The organism is Actinokineospora sp. (assembly GCF_052390155.1).
GTDB lineage: Bacteria > Actinomycetota > Actinomycetes > Mycobacteriales > Pseudonocardiaceae > Actinokineospora.
In genome coordinates, this window is record NZ_JBQTHF010000059.1 from 38,412 (window position 1) to 56,308 (window position 17,897).

Annotated in this window: 16 protein-coding genes; 13 read left to right on the top strand and 3 right to left on the bottom strand. The window is 72.2% G+C overall.

Annotated elements, in window-relative coordinates; translation table 11 throughout:
• Position 1 precedes the first annotated feature (1 nt).
• Complete coding sequence (locus ACT4N7_RS20630; protein ID WP_444830469.1) at positions 2 to 931, bottom strand: DMT family transporter; 930 nt, start codon at positions 929 to 931, stop codon at positions 2 to 4.
• 183 nt (positions 932 to 1,114) lie between these two features.
• On the opposite strand from ACT4N7_RS20630, the gene ACT4N7_RS20635 reads away from it, so the two are divergent.
• From ACT4N7_RS20635 to ACT4N7_RS20645, 3 genes are read left to right on the top strand one after another with little or no spacing between them, the layout of a single operon-like run.
• Positions 1,115 to 1,561, top strand: a complete 447-nt coding sequence (locus ACT4N7_RS20635; protein WP_444830434.1) for a nuclear transport factor 2 family protein — start codon at positions 1,115 to 1,117, stop codon at positions 1,559 to 1,561.
• Between the two features lie 5 nt (positions 1,562 to 1,566).
• Positions 1,567 to 2,445, top strand: coding sequence for a glucose-1-phosphate thymidylyltransferase RfbA (rfbA, locus tag ACT4N7_RS20640; RefSeq protein ID WP_444830470.1), 879 nt, complete (start codon positions 1,567 to 1,569; stop codon positions 2,443 to 2,445).
• A complete protein-coding gene (locus ACT4N7_RS20645) occupies positions 2,445 to 3,173 on the top strand; it encodes a glycosyltransferase family 2 protein (RefSeq protein ID WP_444830435.1) in 729 nt (242 codons plus the stop codon). The genes rfbA and ACT4N7_RS20645 overlap by 1 nt, the downstream gene beginning before the upstream one ends.
• A 168-nt stretch (positions 3,174 to 3,341) precedes the next feature.
• Here the strand turns inward: ACT4N7_RS20645 and rfbC are convergent, their stop codons facing one another.
• The gene (gene rfbC / locus ACT4N7_RS20650; RefSeq protein WP_444830436.1) at positions 3,342 to 3,914 is read right to left on the bottom strand and encodes a dTDP-4-dehydrorhamnose 3,5-epimerase; all 573 of its coding nucleotides are present in this window, start codon (positions 3,912 to 3,914) and stop codon (positions 3,342 to 3,344) included.
• 301 nt (positions 3,915 to 4,215) lie between these two features.
• On the opposite strand from rfbC, the gene ACT4N7_RS20655 reads away from it, so the two are divergent.
• From ACT4N7_RS20655 to ACT4N7_RS20685, 7 genes are all read left to right on the top strand, one after another.
• On the top strand, positions 4,216 to 5,139 hold the full coding sequence (locus ACT4N7_RS20655; RefSeq protein ID WP_444830437.1) for a hypothetical protein: 924 nt from the start codon (positions 4,216 to 4,218) through the stop codon (positions 5,137 to 5,139).
• A gap of 14 nt (positions 5,140 to 5,153) precedes the next feature.
• Positions 5,154 to 6,413, top strand: coding sequence for an activator-dependent family glycosyltransferase (locus tag ACT4N7_RS20660; protein WP_444830438.1), 1,260 nt, complete (start codon positions 5,154 to 5,156; stop codon positions 6,411 to 6,413).
• The gene (locus ACT4N7_RS20665; protein ID WP_444830439.1) at positions 6,413 to 7,876 is read left to right on the top strand and encodes an NDP-hexose 2,3-dehydratase family protein; all 1,464 of its coding nucleotides are present in this window, start codon (positions 6,413 to 6,415) and stop codon (positions 7,874 to 7,876) included. The genes ACT4N7_RS20660 and ACT4N7_RS20665 overlap by 1 nt, the downstream gene beginning before the upstream one ends.
• 163 nt (positions 7,877 to 8,039) lie before the next feature.
• Positions 8,040 to 9,026, top strand: a complete 987-nt coding sequence (locus ACT4N7_RS20670; RefSeq protein WP_444830440.1) for a thiamine pyrophosphate-dependent dehydrogenase E1 component subunit alpha — start codon at positions 8,040 to 8,042, stop codon at positions 9,024 to 9,026.
• 12 nt (positions 9,027 to 9,038) lie between these two features.
• Complete coding sequence (locus tag ACT4N7_RS20675) at positions 9,039 to 10,076, top strand: alpha-ketoacid dehydrogenase subunit beta (protein ID WP_444830441.1); 1,038 nt, start codon at positions 9,039 to 9,041, stop codon at positions 10,074 to 10,076.
• A 61-nt stretch (positions 10,077 to 10,137) separates the two neighbouring features.
• Positions 10,138 to 12,927, top strand: a complete 2,790-nt coding sequence (locus tag ACT4N7_RS20680) for a DEAD/DEAH box helicase (RefSeq protein WP_444830442.1) — start codon at positions 10,138 to 10,140, stop codon at positions 12,925 to 12,927.
• A gap of 1 nt (position 12,928) precedes the next feature.
• Positions 12,929 to 14,251 carry an SWIM zinc finger family protein gene (locus ACT4N7_RS20685; protein ID WP_444830443.1) on the top strand — a complete coding sequence of 441 codons (1,323 nt, stop codon included), beginning with the start codon at positions 12,929 to 12,931 and terminating at the stop codon, positions 14,249 to 14,251.
• Positions 14,252 to 14,299: 48 nt separating this feature from the next.
• Here the strand turns inward: ACT4N7_RS20685 and ACT4N7_RS20690 are convergent, their stop codons facing one another.
• Entirely contained in the window at positions 14,300 to 15,115 is an 816-nt protein-coding gene (locus tag ACT4N7_RS20690; protein WP_444830444.1) for an NAD(P)H-binding protein, read from the bottom strand.
• Positions 15,116 to 15,268: 153 nt separating this feature from the next.
• Between ACT4N7_RS20690 and ACT4N7_RS20695 the strand changes: the two genes are divergently transcribed.
• The 3 genes from ACT4N7_RS20695 to ACT4N7_RS20705 are packed head-to-tail and all read left to right on the top strand — an operon-like array spanning position 15,269 to position 17,809.
• A complete protein-coding gene (locus ACT4N7_RS20695) occupies positions 15,269 to 15,700 on the top strand; it encodes an ester cyclase (protein WP_444830445.1) in 432 nt (143 codons plus the stop codon).
• Positions 15,700 to 16,755, top strand: coding sequence for a zinc-binding dehydrogenase (locus tag ACT4N7_RS20700; RefSeq protein ID WP_444830446.1), 1,056 nt, complete (start codon positions 15,700 to 15,702; stop codon positions 16,753 to 16,755). The genes ACT4N7_RS20695 and ACT4N7_RS20700 overlap by 1 nt, the downstream gene beginning before the upstream one ends.
• 58 nt (positions 16,756 to 16,813) lie before the next feature.
• Positions 16,814 to 17,809, top strand: coding sequence for a Gfo/Idh/MocA family protein (locus tag ACT4N7_RS20705; RefSeq protein WP_444830447.1), 996 nt, complete (start codon positions 16,814 to 16,816; stop codon positions 17,807 to 17,809).
• The last annotated feature ends 88 nt before the right edge of the window (positions 17,810 to 17,897 follow it).

The window sequence follows — 17,897 nt, forward strand, 5'->3', positions numbered from 1 at the left end:
GTCAGCTCCCCCCTGTGGCGACGGGCACGCGGGCCGACCCGGCCGTCGCGGACTCGACGCGGGCGTTGGGCAGCCGGGCGATCACGACGCCGAGCACGGCGACGGCGATGCCGATGACCTGCAGCCCGGTGATCGCGGCGCCCTCCAGCCAGACGCTGCCCAGCATGAGCACGACCGGGACGATGTAGAGCACGGTGCCGGACTTGACGGCGCCCTCGTCGCGCACCATGCGCACGAAGAAGGTGAACACGACCGCGGTGTTGAGCACACCGAGCACCAGCAACGCGACGACGATCTCACCGGACCACTGCGGCGCGGCGCCCCAGCCCTGGACGGGGATGGTCAGCGCGGCCCAGCCGACGCCGAACAGCGCCTGGGTGGCCGAGAGCACCAGCGGGCGCGTGTTCTCGGCTTCCATCAACCGTCGCATGAAGATCATCGCGTAGCCGTAGGCGACCGCGGCGACGAGGTTGACCAGCGAGCCCCAGGTGAGCCACCGGCTCGCCTCCTCCCACGGCGGGAACATCAGCAGCACGCCTGCGAACCCGACGAGCACGCCGGTCACCAGCCCGCGCGGGCTGCGCGGCTCGCCGGTCGCGGGAGCCAGCAGCAGCACCCACAGCACGACGCTGGCGTTGAACACCGAGACCACGCCGAAGTCGGCGCCGGTCGCGTCCGGCACGACCTGCACGAGCAGCACCGGCAGCGCGTTGGTCAGGAAGCCGATGAGCAGCAGTCGCAGCCAGACCGAGGGCCGCTTCGGCAGCACTGCCCGGGTGATCGCCACGATGGCCAGCATCGCGCCCGCGCCGATCAGCACCCTGATGAAACTGAACTGGGTGGGCGACATGCCACCCAATGCCATCTTGATCCAGAAGTACGTCGATCCCCACATGAGGGCGACTGCGCCGAAGCGCAGGATTCCACCCATACCCACGGTTGGCCCCTTTCGGTCGGCTGTTCACCCCGGTCGGGGTCGGCGCCGACGCTCCCGGTATCCGGTCGTACGCCGCTGAAGAACGGCTCGACGCCGGTCCGGGGCGGTTTCGAGCGGTTCCCCAGCCGCGCGGGCGAGCATCGGGGACGACCACTCGCGGACCGGAAGGAACGGGCGATGACTAGCGTTCAGGAGCGTGCGGCGGAGCTGACATTCGCGGAGTTGTACGCGCGGGTGCAGCAGTTCTACGCGCGGCACATGTGGCTGCTCGACACCGGCGCGGCCGAGGAGTGGGCGGCGACGTTCAGCGAGGACGGCGTGTTCGCCCCACCGTCGGCTCCTGAGCCGATCGCGGGCCGGGCCGCGCTGACCGCCGGGGTCGAGGAGGCCAAGCAGCGGCTGTCCGAGATCGGTGAGCAGCACCGCCACCTGCTGCTGTCCCTGGACGTCGTCCCGCGCGGCGACGGCGGAATCGATGTGCGCAGCTACGCGCAGATCATCGCCACCCCGCGCGGCGGCGACCCGCGCGTGCACCTGATGTGCGTCACCTATGACCTGCTGGTGTTCGAGGACGGCGAGTTGCGCGTAAAGCACCGCAGGGTCACCCGGGACGGCCGCCCGTGACGCGGATGAAGGGCATCATCCTGGCAGGGGGGTCGGGCACCCGCCTGTACCCCCTGACCAAGGTGGTGTCCAAGCAACTGCTGCCGGTCGGCGACAAGCCGATGATCTACTATCCGCTCTCGGTTCTGATGCTCGCGGGCATCACCGACATCCTCATCATCTGTACCCCGCGCGACATCGGCCAGTTCCGCGACCTGCTCGGCGACGGCAGCCTGCTGGGACTGCGGCTGACCTACGCCGAGCAGCCCAGCCCGGACGGCCTCGCCCAAGCCCTGATCATCGGCGCCGACCACATCGGCGACGACCCGGTCGCGCTCATCCTGGGCGACAACATCTTCCACGGCGGGTCGTTCCAGTCGATCCTGCGCGCGGCCGCGGCCGATCTCGACGGCTGCGTGTTGTTCGGCTATCCCGTCCAGGACCCGCAGCGCTACGGCATCGGCGAGACGGACGCGGGTGGCAGGCTGGTGGGCATCGAGGAGAAACCTAGCCGCCCACGAGCGAACCGGGCCATCACCGGGCTGTACTTCTACGCCCCGGACGTCGTCGACATCGCCAAGAACCTGAACCCGTCGCCGCGCGGTGAACTGGAGATCACCGACGTCAACCGGGCCTACCTTGCCCAGGGCCGCGCCCGCCTGATCGACCTCGGCCGTGGGTTCGCCTGGCTGGACACCGGCACCCCGGACTCGCTCGGCCAGGCGGGCCAGTACGTGACCGCGCTCGAACAGCGTCAGGGCATTCGGATCGCGTGCGTCGAGGAAGTGGCCCTGCGCATGGGTTTCATCGATGCCGACGCCTGCCGCCTGCTGGGCGCCGAACTCGGATCGAGCCGGTATGGCAGGTATGTGACCGAGATGGCCGACGAACTCGGGGCCGCCTGATGCCGCTGTTGTCGATCATCACCGCCGCCCACGGCCCGCAAGCCACCTTCCTGCCGGACACCGCGGCGTCGCTGGCCGAGCAGACCCTGCCTGCCTGCTGGGAGTTCGAGTGGCTGGTCCAACAGGACGGTGAAGGGCCGTCGGTGCGCGACATGGTGCCGCGGGCCCGTTTCGCGGCCAACGGACGCCTGCTCGGCATCGCCGCCACCCGCAACCTGGCCCTGAGCCGCGCCCGCGGTGACCTGGTGCGCGTCCTCGACCACGACGATGTCCTGCTGCCGGGCAGTCTGGCCCGCCCACTGCCGCTCTTCGCCGACCCGTCGGTGCACTGGACGCTGACCGGAGCGGACGAGATCGACGCCGTCGGAACCCGCACCGCCATGCCGGAACCACCCCGCGTCGGCCGCGTGCCCCGGGGCGCGGTCGGCGCGGTCACCGACACCGTCGGCCGCTGGTCTCTGCTGTGCGCGGGCATGACCGCCCGCACCGACTCCGTACGCGCTCTCGGCGGTTGGCTGGCCACCCCGCGCTCGGAGGATGTCGGCCTGCTCACGGTCCTCGCCGAACTGACCGACGGCCACATCATCCCGGAGGCCACCTGGTGCTACCGGCGCCACACCGCGCAAACCCACCTGACCCCTGACTGGAGACAGCGCGCCGACGAAGGCGTCCGCGTGGTGACCCAACGCCTCGCCGCCGCCAAGCGCACCGGCCTGCGTTTCGCCTGACCGACGCGAATGGCTCCGGCTCACGGACCGGAGCCATTCGCGCGCCTTGGTGGCTGGTGATCCCGCGGTGTCCACTTGGCGCTGTTGTCCGCGAGCGTCCTAGTGTGAACGCCTCCCACGTTCAACCAGACACGCCCAAACCAGTGGCATGGCCGGGGTCTCTCCCAGCTAGAACCGCGGCAGCAGGTCCCGCTCCCGAGCCTGCCGCAGCGTCGGGGCGGTGCGGTCGCGCTCGGAGATGATCGGCGGCAGGTCCGCGGGCCACGGCAGCGCGAGGTCGACGTCCAGCGGGTGGATCGTGCGCTCCGCTCCCGGCACGTACTCGCGGTCGCACAGGTACTGCATCACCGCGCCGTCGCTCAGCGCCACGAAGGCGTGGCCGATCCCCCGGGGCAGGAAGACCGCGCGCGGCTCGCGCGGGCTCATCGGGGTCGCCGTCCAGTGACCGAAAGTGGGGGAGCCCAGACGCAGGTCCACGGCGATGTCGAGGGCCTCGCCGCTCGCGCAGGTGACGTACTTGGCCTGGCCGTCGTCGTCGGCGAAGTAGTGGATACCCCGAATGACGCCCCGGGCGGAGATCGACATGTTCGCCTGAGCGATGGAGAACGCGACGCCTGTGTTCGCGGTGAACCGACTGGAGCGATACCACTCGACGAACTCGCCGCGCTCGTCGCTGTGGACGGTGAGGTCGGCGCTCCAGACTCCGGGAATCCGGTCCGTGCGCTGGTCGATGGTTGTCACGTGTGCACCCTCTTCTTTTGCGGCCCCTCGGACAGGGCTTGTGGTTGGTGCGAAGGCGGGTTGCCGAGCCCTGCGCGGACATGCCCACCCGACCGGACCGCCGCCTGCCCCTGATCCCGATGCCGACACCAGGGGTGTCATGACGCTCCTTTCGGCAGGGCAGGCTCAAGGGTGGCGCGCCGCGCTCGAAAACCGGTCCAGTCCGACCGCTTCTAGTCGCGCTCCGGTCGGCTGCGAGGACGGTCCGACATTCTGGTTTGGACGGCCCGCAAAGGGGCCGTCGCGACGGAAGGTGCGCGCGGTGCTGCTCACGGATCACGAACCCGGACTCGCTCGCCGGGTACAGCTCACTAGGGGCCTGCACTGGCTGTACGCCGCCCAAGGCGACCCTTACGCAGCGCTGCTGCGCGGCTACGACCTCGACCCCGCCGCCGTCGACGCCCTGCGCGAACCCGGCGCCCTGTGGCGCTCACGGACGGGGGACTGGGTGGCCGCGGGCTACGCCGCCGCGGCGGCGGCTCTTGCCTGCCCGGACCTGGAACCCACGCTGCTCGATCTCGCGCGGCAGGTGTCTGCCTGCGCCGCGCCCGAGGATCTCGCCGTCCATGAGGCGTGCTCGAAGGTCCTCGACCGCCTGCCCGCGCGGTTCGACATCGTCGCCACCGCGCGGGCAGTCGCGGTCAGTGCGCTGGGCGGCGATCCGAACGCTCTGATGTGGACGGACGCGGCTGGCGCGGTGGACGCGGTGCTGTGCCCGCCCAGCCCCGCGGCCGCCGCCACCTTGCGCGCGGCGCTGGCCCGAATCGGGGACGGTTTCGCCTCGGCAGCGGTGCCGGTCGCGACCGCGCTGGCCGCCGACGCCGTGCTGGCCCACCTGGACCGGCGGCCGGTCCGGCTGACCGATGTGCTCCGTGCCGAGCCGCCCGTGCACCTGGTGCCCTGCACCGCGACCGCCGACGTGCGGATCGCCGAAACCACCGTCGAGAAAGGACAGACGCTGGTGGTGGCGGTCGGTGCGGCCAACCGCGACCCGGGCGCGCGCTCGGTGCTCGTGCCCGGCGGCTCGCTCGCACCGGTGGTCGACTTCGCCCGCGCGGTCGCGGGCGCGCTGCTCACCGCGCTCGCCGAGCGGCACCCGGGGTTGCGCGCCGACGGTCCCGCCCTGCGCGCCCGACGCGCCCCGGTGACCCGCACGCTGTCCCGCTGTCCCGTGGCCGCGGCCTGACCAGGAGGGTGATCATGAAGGTCCTGTTCGCGTGCATGCCGCACGCTACGCACATGCAGCCGATGGTGCCGCTGGCCTGGGCGCTGCGCGCCGCGGGCCACGAGGTGCGCGTGGCGAGCCAGCCCGAACTGGCAGAGGCCATCACCGCCGCGGGGATGACCGCCGTCCCGGTCGGCACCGAGCACTGGTACGCCGCCGACCCGTGGGCGCCGGAACTGCTCGGCGAACTGCTCGGCGCGGGCGGCTCCGAGCACGTGCAGCGGTTCGACTGGACCGCAGCCGAAACCTGGGACACCGAAGACCTGCTGGAACTCGAACACGTGATGATCTCCACGCTGTTCGCCTCGTTCAACAGCGACACCATGATCGACGACTTGGTCGCTTTCGCCCGGGACTGGCGGCCCGACCTGGTGGTCTGGGAGCCGTTCACGCTCGCGGGCGCTGTCGCGGCGACGGTGACCGGCGCCGCGCACGCCCGCCTGGTCTACGGGCCGGACATCACCATGCGGGCTCGTCAGCGGTTCCTCGAACTCAACGCCGAGCAGGCTCCCGAGCACCGCGAGGACCCCACCCGAGAGTGGCTTTCCGGCGTGCTGGCCCGATTCGGCCACAGCTACGACGAGACCGTGCGCACCGGCCAGTTCACCATCGACACCACCCCGCCGAGCGCGCGGCTCGACACCGGTTTGCCCACCGTCGACGTGCGCTACCTGCCCTACAACGGCCCGGCGACGTTGCCCGCGTGGATCGCCGAGAAGCCGACTCGCCCCCGCGTCTGCCTGACCCTCGGTGTGTCCGAGGAGATGGACCGGTCGGCGGCGTCGGTGTCCGACATCGTGGCTGGACTGTCCGAAGTGGACATCGAGGTGGTGGCAACGCTCGGCGTCGACCAGCGCGCCGGTCTGCCTGCCAACGTCCGCGCCGTCGACTTCGTGCCGCTGCACGACCTGCTGCCAAGCTGCGACGCCATCGTGCACCACGGCGGCGTCGGCACCCGCGCCACCGCCGAGACGCACGGCGTCCCGCAGTTGATCCTCGCCTACGGCTGGGACACCGTGGTCAAAGCCGAGCGCACCGAGGAACTGGGCGCGGGGATCTGCTTGCGCGCCGAGGACGCCACGGTCGAGGCAGTCCGCGCCGCCGTGCGGCGCCTGCTCGACGAGCCCGGCTTCGCCAAGGGCGCCGCCGCGGTGCGCGAGGAGCTGGCCGCCTTGCCCGCGCCCGCCGAGGTGGTCGCCGAGTTGGTTGTCCGCGCCGGGGCGGTGACCCGCTGATGCGGGCCGCGCTGCTCGCCCCCACCGACCGCATCGACGAGCGGCTCGCGCTGTCCAGCGTGACCATCGACAGCGCGGTCAGCACGCACGCCGACTTCCCGGGGTGGTTCGACGACTTGCGCACCCGCTCTTACACCGAGGTGGAACCGGCCGCCATCGACGACCTCGTCGGGTGGTCCGTGGACCCGGCCACCGGGAACATCGTGCACGACAGCGGCCGGTTCTTCGTCGTGGAGGGCCTGTCCGTCGCGGTGCCCGGCGGCCCGGTGCCGCGGTGGAGCCAGCCGATCATCAACCAGCCCGAGGTCGGCGTGCTCGGCATCGTGGCCAAGGAGTTCGACGGGGTCCTGCATTTCCTGATGCAGGCCAAGGTCGAGCCCGGCAACTGCAACGGGCTTCAGGTCTCGCCGACTGTGCAGGCGACCCGCAGCAACTACTCCGGTGCCCACCGCGGGCGCACGGTGCCGTACCTGGAGTACTTCTTCGACACCGCCGAGCACACGGTGATAGTCGATGTCCGCCAGTCCGAGCAAGGCGCATGGTTCCACCAGAAGCGCAACCGCAACATGGTTGTCGAGGTCCGTGGGCCGGTCGAGGTGCGCGACGGGTTCCGCTGGTTCACCCTCGGCCAGTTGCACCGGTTGCTCGCCGAGGACGACCTGGTGAACATGGACGCCAGGACCGTGCTGTCCTGCCTGCCGTTCTCCGGCAGCGGTGTGCGCCGCGTGGTGAGCGCGGGCGACGACTGGTTCCGCGACGGCCTGCTGCGCTCGTGCGTGCCCGGCGAGCACAGCGTGCACGGCAACGACGAGATCCTGAGCTGGATCAGCAGAGCCCGGTCGGCGACCGATGTGGACACCTGCCGCATTCCGCTGAACGAGGTGGCTGGTTGGCGCCGCGAGAACGGCCGAATCCGGCACGAGTCAGGACTGTTCTTCGACGTGATGGGCGTGCGGGTGCGCGCGCGCGGCCGCGAGGTCGACCAGTGGACCCAGCCGATGATCGAGGCACACGGCGCGGGCGTCGTCGCGTTCCTGGTCCGCAGGGTCGGCGGGGTGCTGCACATCCTGGTGCACGGCCGGGCCGAGCCCGGCTTCGTCGATGTCGTCGAACTGGCGCCGACTGTGCAGTGCAAGCCGGAGAACTACCGCGTCCTGCCGCCCGAGGCCCGGCCGCCTTTCCTCGACCGGGTGCTGGCCGCTCCGCCTGAGCGCGTGCGCTTCGCCGCCACGCTCTCCGAGGAGGGCGGGCGGTTCTACCACACGCGCAATCGTTACCTGGTCGTCGAAGCCGACCCCGCCGACGACCTCGCGCACCCAGATTTCCGCTGGGTCACCGTCGACCAGTTGGTCGGACTGCTGCGGCACAGCCACTACCTCAACATCCAGGCCCGCAGCCTCGTCGCTTGCCTGCACAGCCTGCTCGGCGCTCCGGCGGCAGGCACCAGCAAGGCGATCGCATGACACCCCTGGTGTCGACCGCACGGTCGAAGTCAGGCTGCGATCGGCCGTTCGACGCGGTGTCGGGCACCGCCGCGCGGGGTCAGGTCGTAGTCGCCGCCACCGGCTTCCGCCCAGTTCCCACGACAGGCCCCCTTCGCGGGCCGGTACGAAAGAGGGTGCACCAGTGACCACCGGAGCAGACCCCGAGCTCGTCCGCGCCATGGTGCGCATTCGTCGGGTTGAGGAGGTGCTCGCCGACTTCTACCGCGACGAGCAGCAGATGCGCACCCCGACGCACTTCTCCATCGGCCAGGAGGCCACCTCCGTGGGGGTGTGCGCGGCGGCCGAGCCGGACGACATTGTCTACAGTGGACACCGCTCGCACGCGCCGTATCTCGCCAAGGGTGGCGATCTGTCGGCCATGGTGGCCGAGCTGTACGGCAGGGAGGCGGGCTGCGCCAAGGGCCGGGGTGGCTCCATCCACCTGATCGACGCCGCCGCCGGATTCGGGGGCTCGGCGGCGATCCTCGGCGAGATGATCCCGGTCGCGGCCGGAGCGGCGTGGGCGTTCACGCTGCGCAAGTCCCCGCGGGTCGCGATGACCTTCTTCGGCGACGGCGCCACCGAGGAGGGCGTGTTCGCCGAGACGCTCAACTTCGCCGCCGTGCATCGGCTTCCGGTCGTGTTCGTCTGCGAGAACAACCAGTACTCGATCTCGTCGCCGCTGCGCCAGCGGCAGGCAGGCGGCCACGGCATCGCCGCGCGGGCGGCGGCGCACGGCGTGCGCGCGGCCGAGGTCGACGGCAACGACGTCTTCGCGGTGCGCGCCGCGGCAGGCGAGGCGTTCGCCCACGCTCGCTCGGGCCGCGGGCCGATGCTGCTGGAACTGCACACCTACCGCTGGCGCGAGCACGTCGGTCCCGGCTGGGACCACGACCACGGCTACCGCACCAAGGCCGAGATCGACTCGTGGATCGAGCGTTGCCCGATCCGCCGCGCCGCCGATGCCCTGCGCGCGACCCACCCCGACATCGACGAGCGGGTGCGCGAGTGGGAAGTGGCGGCGACCGAGGAGATCCATGCCGCGGTCCGGCTGGCAAAGGCGGCGCCGTGGCCGGACGTGGCCGAGTTGACCCGCGGCGCCTACGGCGACGCCGCCCTCACGAGCTGACGGGAGACAACGATGCGCAGGTTGCGGTACTGGCAGGCGATCAGCGAGGCGACCGTGCAGTGCATGGCGGACGACCCGAGCGTCTTCATCGCGGGGGAAGGGGTCGATGACCACAAGGGCACCTTCGGCACCACCAAGGAAGCCTTCGAGCGATTCGGGCCCACCCGGGTGGTGGACGTGCCGAACTCGGAGAACGCCACCGCGGGCCTGGCCATCGGCGCGGCGGCCGCGGGAATGCGGCCGATCGTGGTGCACACGCGGGCGGACTTCATGTTCCTTGCGGTGGACGCGCTGGTGAACCTGGCGGCCAAGTGGCGCTACATGTACGGCGGCGACCAGGGCGGGGTGCCGGTTGTGACCCGCGGGGTGGTCGGCCGGGGCTGGGGACAGGGTGCCACCCACTCGCAGAGCCCGCACGCGACCTTCGCCCACTACGCGGGCCTGCAGGTGGCCGCGCCCGCCTCGCCCGCGGACGCGAAGGGCCTGCTGGTGCAGGCGCTGCGGTCGGACACCCCGACCGTGCTGATCGAGAACCGCAACCTCTACCCGCTGACCGGCGAGGTTCCCGAGGAGGCGCTGGCGATCCCGTTCGGCGTCGGCCGCATCGCCCGCCGGGGCAGCGACATCACGGTCGTGGCGGCCTCGCTGATGGTGCACGAGGCTGAGCGTGCCGCCGACCAGCTTGCCGCGCGCGGCATCAGTGTCGAGATCGTCGACGTGCGCAGCCTGCGTCCGCTCGACGACGCGATCATCTGCGAGTCGGTGGCCAGGACCGGCAGGCTCGTGGTGGCCGACACAAGCTGGGCCCGCTACGGCTTCGCCGCCGAGGTGGCCGCCGTGGTCGCCGAAAACGTCCCCGAGGCGTTGCGTGCGCCGGTCCGCAGGGTGACCCCGCCGGACTGTCCCGCTCCGGTGTCCTGGCCGCTGGAGGAGGCGTGGCACCCGGGCGCGGACAGCATCGCCGAGGCGTGTCTCGACCTGCTCGGCGCCCACCGCGGCGATCTTCCCAGGCTGGCCGACGTCGCCGCCGGGTTCCAGGGTCCCTACTGACGGTAGTCCGTATATCATACGGTACGCTGTACTGAGAACGTGGAAGACGAGGGAGGCGCCCGTGCGACTGGGTCGGTACGCGGTGGTGTTCGAACCGGGCAAGCCCGCGCGGGCGGGGACTTTCCTGGTGCACTGCCCGGACGGCGGGCCGCTGCCGTCGGAACTGGACGGGCTGGGCGAACCCGCCGAGCCGCTGGTGAGCTTCCCGGACGGCGGCGGGGTCGCCGTCCGGGCAGTGCCTGCGCGCCGGGTATCGGCGGGTCACGGGCTGCCGCTGCTGGCCGCGGTGGACGGCGAACCGGACGCCCATCCGTCCGCCGCGTTCCACGCCGCCGCCGTCCGTGCGGCGCTGAACCTGGTGGCTCGGGGCAGGCTGCTTCCCGGGTTGGACGAGGACGGGTTCGACGCCTGGCGGGTCGGCCCGTACGACGTCACCGACATCGAGCGGCTGCGCGCGCTGGCCGCGGCGATGCCCGCGGCCGCGCGGGCAGTCCCGGTCGACGCGGCCGCCGCGGCACCGGTGCTGCCCGAGCCCGAGGGCCTGCTGCGCGCCCTGTTCGACACCGTCGCCGACACCTTGCCGCGCACGCCGGGCGCCGAATGGCTCACTGGCGACCCGCGCTTCGCCGCCGTCGCCCCGACTCCTGGTGACGCCGAGCTGCGCGAGTGGTCGCGGCAGGTGGCCGCAGGCGTCGACGCGGGCTTGCGGGTCGCATTGCGCCTGGAAGTGCGCGGCGACCTGGCCGACACCCCGTTCACCGCGGTCGTGCGGCTGCGGGACCTGGGAGACCCGACCCAGGTCGACGACGCGGCGGCGCTGTGGGCCGGGGCGGAGCACGGCTTCGGCGAGCGCGCCACCTTCGAGGCGATGCTCGCGGTGCGCAGGGCCGCGCGGGTGTGGTCGCCGCTGGAGAGCCTGCTCGCCGAGGCGGAGCCGGTCGAGCTGGAGTTGGTCGACGAGGACGTCGAAGACCTGCTCGGCGGGGCGGCGACCCAGCTGGCCGAGGCTGGGGTGGACATCGAGTGGCCGCCCGAGCTGTCCCGCGAGCTGGCCGCGCGCACTGTCGTGTCCGCGCCCGGTGACATGCCCGCCGACGTGGCCGCGTTCCTGCGGACCTCGCCGCCGCTGCCGCTGCGCTGGCAGCTCACGCTGGCGGGCGAGCCGCTCACCGACGCCGAGATGGATCTGATCGGCAAGTCCCGGCCGCTGGTGCGGCTGCACGAGCGCTGGGTGCTGGTCGAACCCGAGCTGGCCCGCAAGGCTCGCGAACCTGCCCTGCCGCCGCTGCCCGCCTACGAGGGCTTCGGTCTCGCGCTGATCGGCAGCGCCGAAGTGGAGGGCGACCTGGTTGAGACTGTCGCCGACGGCTGGCTCGGCGAACTGGTCGCCCGGACGGTCGACCCGGACGGCGGCCCCGAGGAAGTTGGCCAGCCCGACGCGCTCGCCGCGACCCTGCGCGACTATCAGCAGCGCGGCGTGCGGTGGCTGCACCGGATGACCTCGCTGGGCTTCGGCGGCTGCCTCGCCGACGACATGGGCCTCGGCAAGACGATCATGCTGATCGCGCTGCACCTGCGCCGGGCGCTCGACCCGGCGACCTCGGGTCCGACCCTGGTCGTGTGCCCGGCGTCGCTGCTGGGCAACTGGGAGCACGAGATCGCCAGGTTCGCCCCCGGCACCCCGGTCCGCCGCTTCCACAGCGGGTCGCGCTCGCTGGCCGGGCTCGACGGCGGGTTCGTCCTCACCACCTACGGCACCATGCGCGTCGACGCCGACGTGCTGGCCGCCGCGGCGTGGGGTCTGGTCGTGGCCGACGAGGCGCAACACGTGAAGAACCGGCTCAGCGGCACCGCCAAGGCGTTGCGCGCGATCCCGGCCAAGGCGCGGGTCGCGCTGACCGGCACCCCGGTCGAGAACAACCTCGGCGAGCTGTGGGCACTGCTGGACTGGACCACGACCGGCCTGCTCGGCACGGTCGGCACGTTTCGGACCCGGTGGGGCCGCACCATCGAGGTCGACCGGGACAACCGGAGCGCGGGCAGGCTCTCCCGGCTGGTCAGGCCCTTCCTGCTGCGCAGGCGCAAGAGCGACCCCGGCATCGCCCCCGAGCTGCCGCCGAAGATCGAGACCGACCACCACGTCGCGCTCACCGCCGAGCAGGCCGGGCTCTACCAGCGGGTGGTCGCGGACGTGATGGCCGAGATCCGGGCCAGCGAGACGGAGATCGCCCGCCGCGGCCTGGTGCTCAAGCTGCTGGTCGGCCTCAAGCAGGTCTGCAACCACCCGGCCCACTACCTCAAGGAGACCGACGCGCCTGCGCGGTCGCGCTCGGAGAAGCTGCAGTTGCTCGACGAGTTGGTCGGCACGATCACCGCGGAGGACGGGGCCGTGCTGGTGTTCACCCAGTACGTGCAGATGGCGAAGCTACTCGAACAGCACTTCGTCGCCAGGGGCGTGCCCGTGCGGCTACTGCACGGCGGTACCCCGATCCCGCGCCGGGAGGAGATGGTGCGCCGCTTCCAGGCGGGCGAGTTCCCGGTGTTCCTGCTCTCGCTCAAGGCGGCGGGTACCGGTCTCAACCTCACCCGCGCCGACCACGTCGTGCACTTCGATCGCTGGTGGAACCCCGCGGTCGAGGCTCAGGCCACCGACCGGGCGCACCGCATCGGCCAGACCAAGGCGGTCCAGGTGCACCGGGTGATCGCGCGCGGCACCCTTGAGGAGCGCATCGCCCTGCTGCTGGAGTCGAAGAAGGAACTCGCCGACGCCGTGCTGGGCGGCGGCGAGGCGGTGCTGAGCGAGCTGTCCGACGCCGAGCTGCTGCGCCTTGTCGAGCTGAGGAGTGTCTGAGATGTCCGACTTCCACGACGAGGACGAGTACGACGACCACCTCGCCGCCCTCTTCGCCGCCGACGAGGACGAGGACGAGGACGAGCCCGAGGCCGACCCCGGCGGGCGCGCCGTCACTTTCCCCGCGTTTCCGCCCGGCCGCCGCTACGGCAAGAAGTTCGCCGACACCTGGTGGGGCAACGCCTGGATCGAGGCGATGGAGGACACCGCCCTCGACCCGGAGCAGTTGAAGAAGGGCCGCGCGCACGCCTTCGGCGGCCAGGTCGGCGCGATCACGGTCAGCCCCGGCCGCGTCTCCGCCGCCGTTCACGACGGCGACCACACCCGGCCCTACGCCACGGTCGTCCGGTTCGCCGAGCTGACCGACGCGGGCTGGGACCGCTTCCTCGACCGGGTGGCCACCCGGGCGGGCCACATCGCCGCCCTGCTCGATCGCGACATGCCGCGCGACCTGGTCGGCGCGGCCGCCGACGCGGGCGTGCGCCTGCTGCCCGGCTACGGCGACCTCGACCCGGAGTGCGACTGCCCCGGATGGGACAGCCCGTGCAAGCACGCGGCGGCGCTGTCGTACCAGATGTCCTGGCTTCTCGACCGCGACCCGTTCGTGCTGCTGCTGGGCCGCGGCCGCGGCCAGGACGAGCTGACCGAGGAACTGCACCGCCGCAACACCCGTGGCGGGGCAACGCACAGCGGCGACCCCGCGGACCTCGGCACGCCCGCCGCTCAGGCGTGGTCCTCGGCCCCGGCCCCACTGCCCGAGCCGCCCGAGTTGGGCCCGTCGCTGCACCTGGCCCCGCTGCTCGCCGACGTCGAGATCGAGTCCCCTGTGGACGATGCCGCGATCTCCGCACTGGCCGCCGACGCCGCCGCCCGTGCCCGAGACCTGCTGTCCGGCAGGTATTCGACCGCGCCACGGTGGCCCGACGCCGTCCGGCTGGCCGCCCGCGCCGACGACGGGGTGATCGACCGCGCGGGCCGGGCTTGCGGCAGACCCGCCGAGTTCACCCGCGCCGTGCACGCCTGGCGGCTCGCGGGCGCGGCGGGCCTCGCGGTCCAGGAGAACTCCTGGACACCCGCCAAGGACGCCCTCGCCCGCGCCCGCACGGAGTTCGAGGAAGCCTGGCAGGACAGCGGCAGCGGCGAACCGCCCGAGCTGACGTCCTGGCGCAACCGCTGGACCGCCGAGTCCCACGGCGTCCAACTCCGCCTCGGCGAAGACCACCAGTGGTACCCCTTCCGCGCCGTGCAGGGCGGCTGGGTATTGGCGGGCCCGGCGACGGACGACGTCGGCGTGACCTTGGTCGAGCTACTGCGGGAGGAGTAGGTCGCCGTCGAAGGGGAAGGCCCGCACTGCGGGGCCTTCCCCTTTTCCCTATGCGGTGAACGCGGCCGCGTGGTCGCGGGCCCACTGGCCGAAGCCCAGCCCCGGCCGCCCGGTGACCTTCTCTACCGTCGGCAACACCATCGGCGGTGTGTCCACAGAGTCCGCCAGGTACTTCAGCACCATGTCCACCACCGGCGGCGGCATGAACCGCACCAGCTCAGCGCGGGTGGTCTCCGCAGGCACCTCCTCGAACGCGATGTCGCGCCCCACCGCGGCCGCGATCGCCGCGACCTGCTCGGCCTGGCTGAGCAGCTCGGGACCGGTCAGCTCATACGATTCGCCGACGTGGGTGTCCTCCAGCAGGGCGGCGGCGGCCACGGCGGCGATGTCGGCTTCGTGCAGCAAAGCCCTGCGGGCCTTGGCATACGGTGCGCGGACGACGCTCTCGGCGCGGATCGAGTGGCCCCACTTCCACAGGACATTCGTGGCGAACTCGTCCGGGCGCACGAGTGTCCACTCCAGACCGCTCTGTTCCACCGCCAGCTCGACGGCGCGGTGGTAGGCGCCGCTGAAGTTGGTCACGTCGTGCACGGAGCTGGAGGACAGCACCACGATGCGCCGCACCCCGGCGCGGGCCGCGCGCGCGACGACCTCCTGGGCCGTCTGCGGCACCGGGAACAGGTACATCCGCTCCACTCCGCGCAATGCGGCGTCCAGGCTCGCGGGTTCGGCGAGGTCGCCGCGCACCACCTCCACGTCCGGGCGCTCGCTGACGGCGGTGCGGCTCGTCGCCCGTACGGTCGCGCCCGCGGCGCGCAGGCAGGCAACGACGTGCCTGCCCACGTGGCCCGTCGCGCCGGTCACCAGGAACACCATCTCGTCCGCCTCTCCTCGTGTTCGGCCGGAGTCGGCCTTCTCCTGCCGACTATCGCGATCCGGCCTTGAGGTGTCCTCAAGCCCGGATCGCGATGCTGGTTCCAGGTGACCGGCGATGACGGAGATGACCGAGGAGAGGCGATGCGGGCGACCGACAGCACGACCATGGAAGAGAACAAGGAACGCTGCCTGGCAATGGTGGCGGCGTGGAACCGCTGGGAGCTCGGGGGAATCGTCGAGCACTGGGCGCCCGACGTAGTCCACTACTCGGAGAACCTGCCCGTGGACACCGACGAGATGATCATGCGGATGGAGGGCGGCCTCGCGGCGTTTCCTGATCTCCAGTTGGCGGTCGAGAGCATCATCGCCGAACGCGACCTGGTGAGCCTGCGGCTGACGATCACCGCGACGCACCTGGGCCAGTTCATCGACATCCCGCCCACCGGCAAGAAGGTGACCTGGCACATCGTCGAGGAGCTGCGGTTCGTCGACGGCAAGGTCGTCGAGCACTGGGACGTGATGAACTACTTGCCGATGCTCAAGGCCATCGGCCGCGTCCCCGAGGACGTGTGATGTCCCTGAACCTGCCCGAGAGCGCCGCCGTCGGCGCTCGGCCTGCCGAGGTCCGGCAGGTGGTGCTCACCGAGGCGCTCGGCGACCCGACCGCCCTGAAGGTGCGCACCGCGCCGATGCCACTGGCCCGCAAGGGCAGGGTCGTGGTCCGGGTCGAGGCGGCGGGCGTGTCCTACGCCGAGGTCCAGATGCTCGGCGGGCTCCACCCGTTCCCGCCGAAGCTGCCCTACGTCCCCGGCTACGACCTGGTGGGCGAGATCGCCGAGGTCGGCCCAGGGGTCACCGGCTGGTCTGTCGGCGACCGGGTAGCCGCGATGCCCCGCTCCGGGGCGTGGCAGGAGTGTGTCGAGGTGGCCGCGTCCGGGTTGGCGCCGGTGCCGCGCGCACTGGACGCGGGCGAGGCGGTCGCGCTGGTCTGCAACGGCGTCACGGCGTGGCAGATGCTGCACCGCGGCGCCAAGGTGCGGCCCGGTGAGACGGTCCTCGTGCAGGGCGCGTCCGGCGGTGTCGGTTCGGTGCTGACCCGGCTCGCGGTCCACCACGGCGCGCGGGTCATCGGCACCGCGTCGCCCGCCAAGCACGACCAGGTCCGCGCGATGGGCGCCGAGCCGGTCGACTACCGCGGCGACTTGGCCGCGACCGTCCGCGCCGTGGCCCCTGACGGCCTCGACGCGGTCTTCGACCACATCGGCGGCAAGGGGATCACGACCGGTTGGCGGCTGCTGGCCCGCGGCGGCAGGCTGATCTCCTTCGACTCCTCCGTGCGGGGTTTCCAGTCGGGCCAGTGGTTCCGCCCGCACCTGCCGGTCCTGCGCCGGGTCGCGGGCTGGACGCTGCTGCGCGCGGTCGGCGCCACCGGCGGTCGGGTCGCCAAGACCTACTACGTCCGCCCCGGCGACAAGTTTCGCGCCGATCTCGCCGCTCTGTTCGACCTCGTGGCCCAGGGCGTGCTGACCCCGCACGTGGACGCTCGCCACCGGCTGGACCGCGCCGCTGACGCGGTGCGCGCCCTGATCGAGGGCAGGGTGGTCGGCAAGCAGGTCTTGGTGCCGTGATCCGTTGGGGCGGACCGCTTTGCGGCGTTCCGCCCCTTCGCCACAGAGAGGAAGTCCGATGGTCCGCTTCGGGGTGCTCGGCTGCTCCTCCATTGCCCGCAGGCGGTTCCTGCCCGCGCTGGCCCGGTCCTCGGCCCGGCTGACCGCCGTCGCCAGCCGCGATCCGGGCCGCGCCGCCGCGTTCGCCGCGGAGTTCGACTGCGCGCCGGTGCCCGGCTACGACGCACTGCTGGCCCGCGACGACATCGATGCCGTGTACGTCTCCGTCCCCACCGGGCTGCACACCGAGTGGGCCCGGGCGGCCCTGGCCGCGGGCAAGCACGTGCTGGTCGAGAAGCCGCTGGCCACGACCCACGCCGAGGGCGTTGCCCTGTTCGGGGGCGCGGGCGGCCTTGTGGTGATGGAGAACCGGATGTTCGCCCACCACCGCCAGCACGCCGACGTCGCCGACCTCATGCCCGCCATCGGCAGCCTGCGCGCCGTCACCGCCGCGATGGCCATCCCCCCGCTGCCCGCCACGGATGTGCGCTACCGCCCCGAGCTCGGCGGCGGCGCCCTGCTGGACGTCGGCTACTACCCGCTGCATGCTGCCCTGATGTTCGCAGGCGCCGACCTGGAAGTCGTCGGCGCCACCCAGACCATCCACACAGGACACGAGGTGGACGTGGGCGGGACCGCCCTGCTCCGCGCTCCCGACGGCGTCACCGCCCAAGTGATCTTCGGCTTCGAGCACGGCTACCGCTCGTTCTACGAGCTGTGGGGCACCCGCGGCCGGATCACCCTGGAGCGCGCGTTCACGCCGGGGGAGACCTGGCGGCCGACCCTGCGCATCGAACGCCACGGCGCCACCGAGGTGCGGACCCTGCCGCCCGCCGACCAGTTCCGCGCCGCGATCGAGGTGTTCGCGGGCGCCGTGACCGGCACCTGGGGCCTCGGCGCGCACACCGCGCGCACGCTCGCGGGCCTCGCCCTGATCGACGCCGTGCGAAGGGCGACGGACTCGGACGCGACCCCGCTGCTCGGCGCGCCCACCCTCCTCGGCGCACGCGGCTGACCGCAAGCCCACAACCGCACAGGGAACCTCGGGACTGAGGAAAGCCCCCGCACGGCCTGGGGGCGGCCGTGCGGGGGCTTTCGCCTCC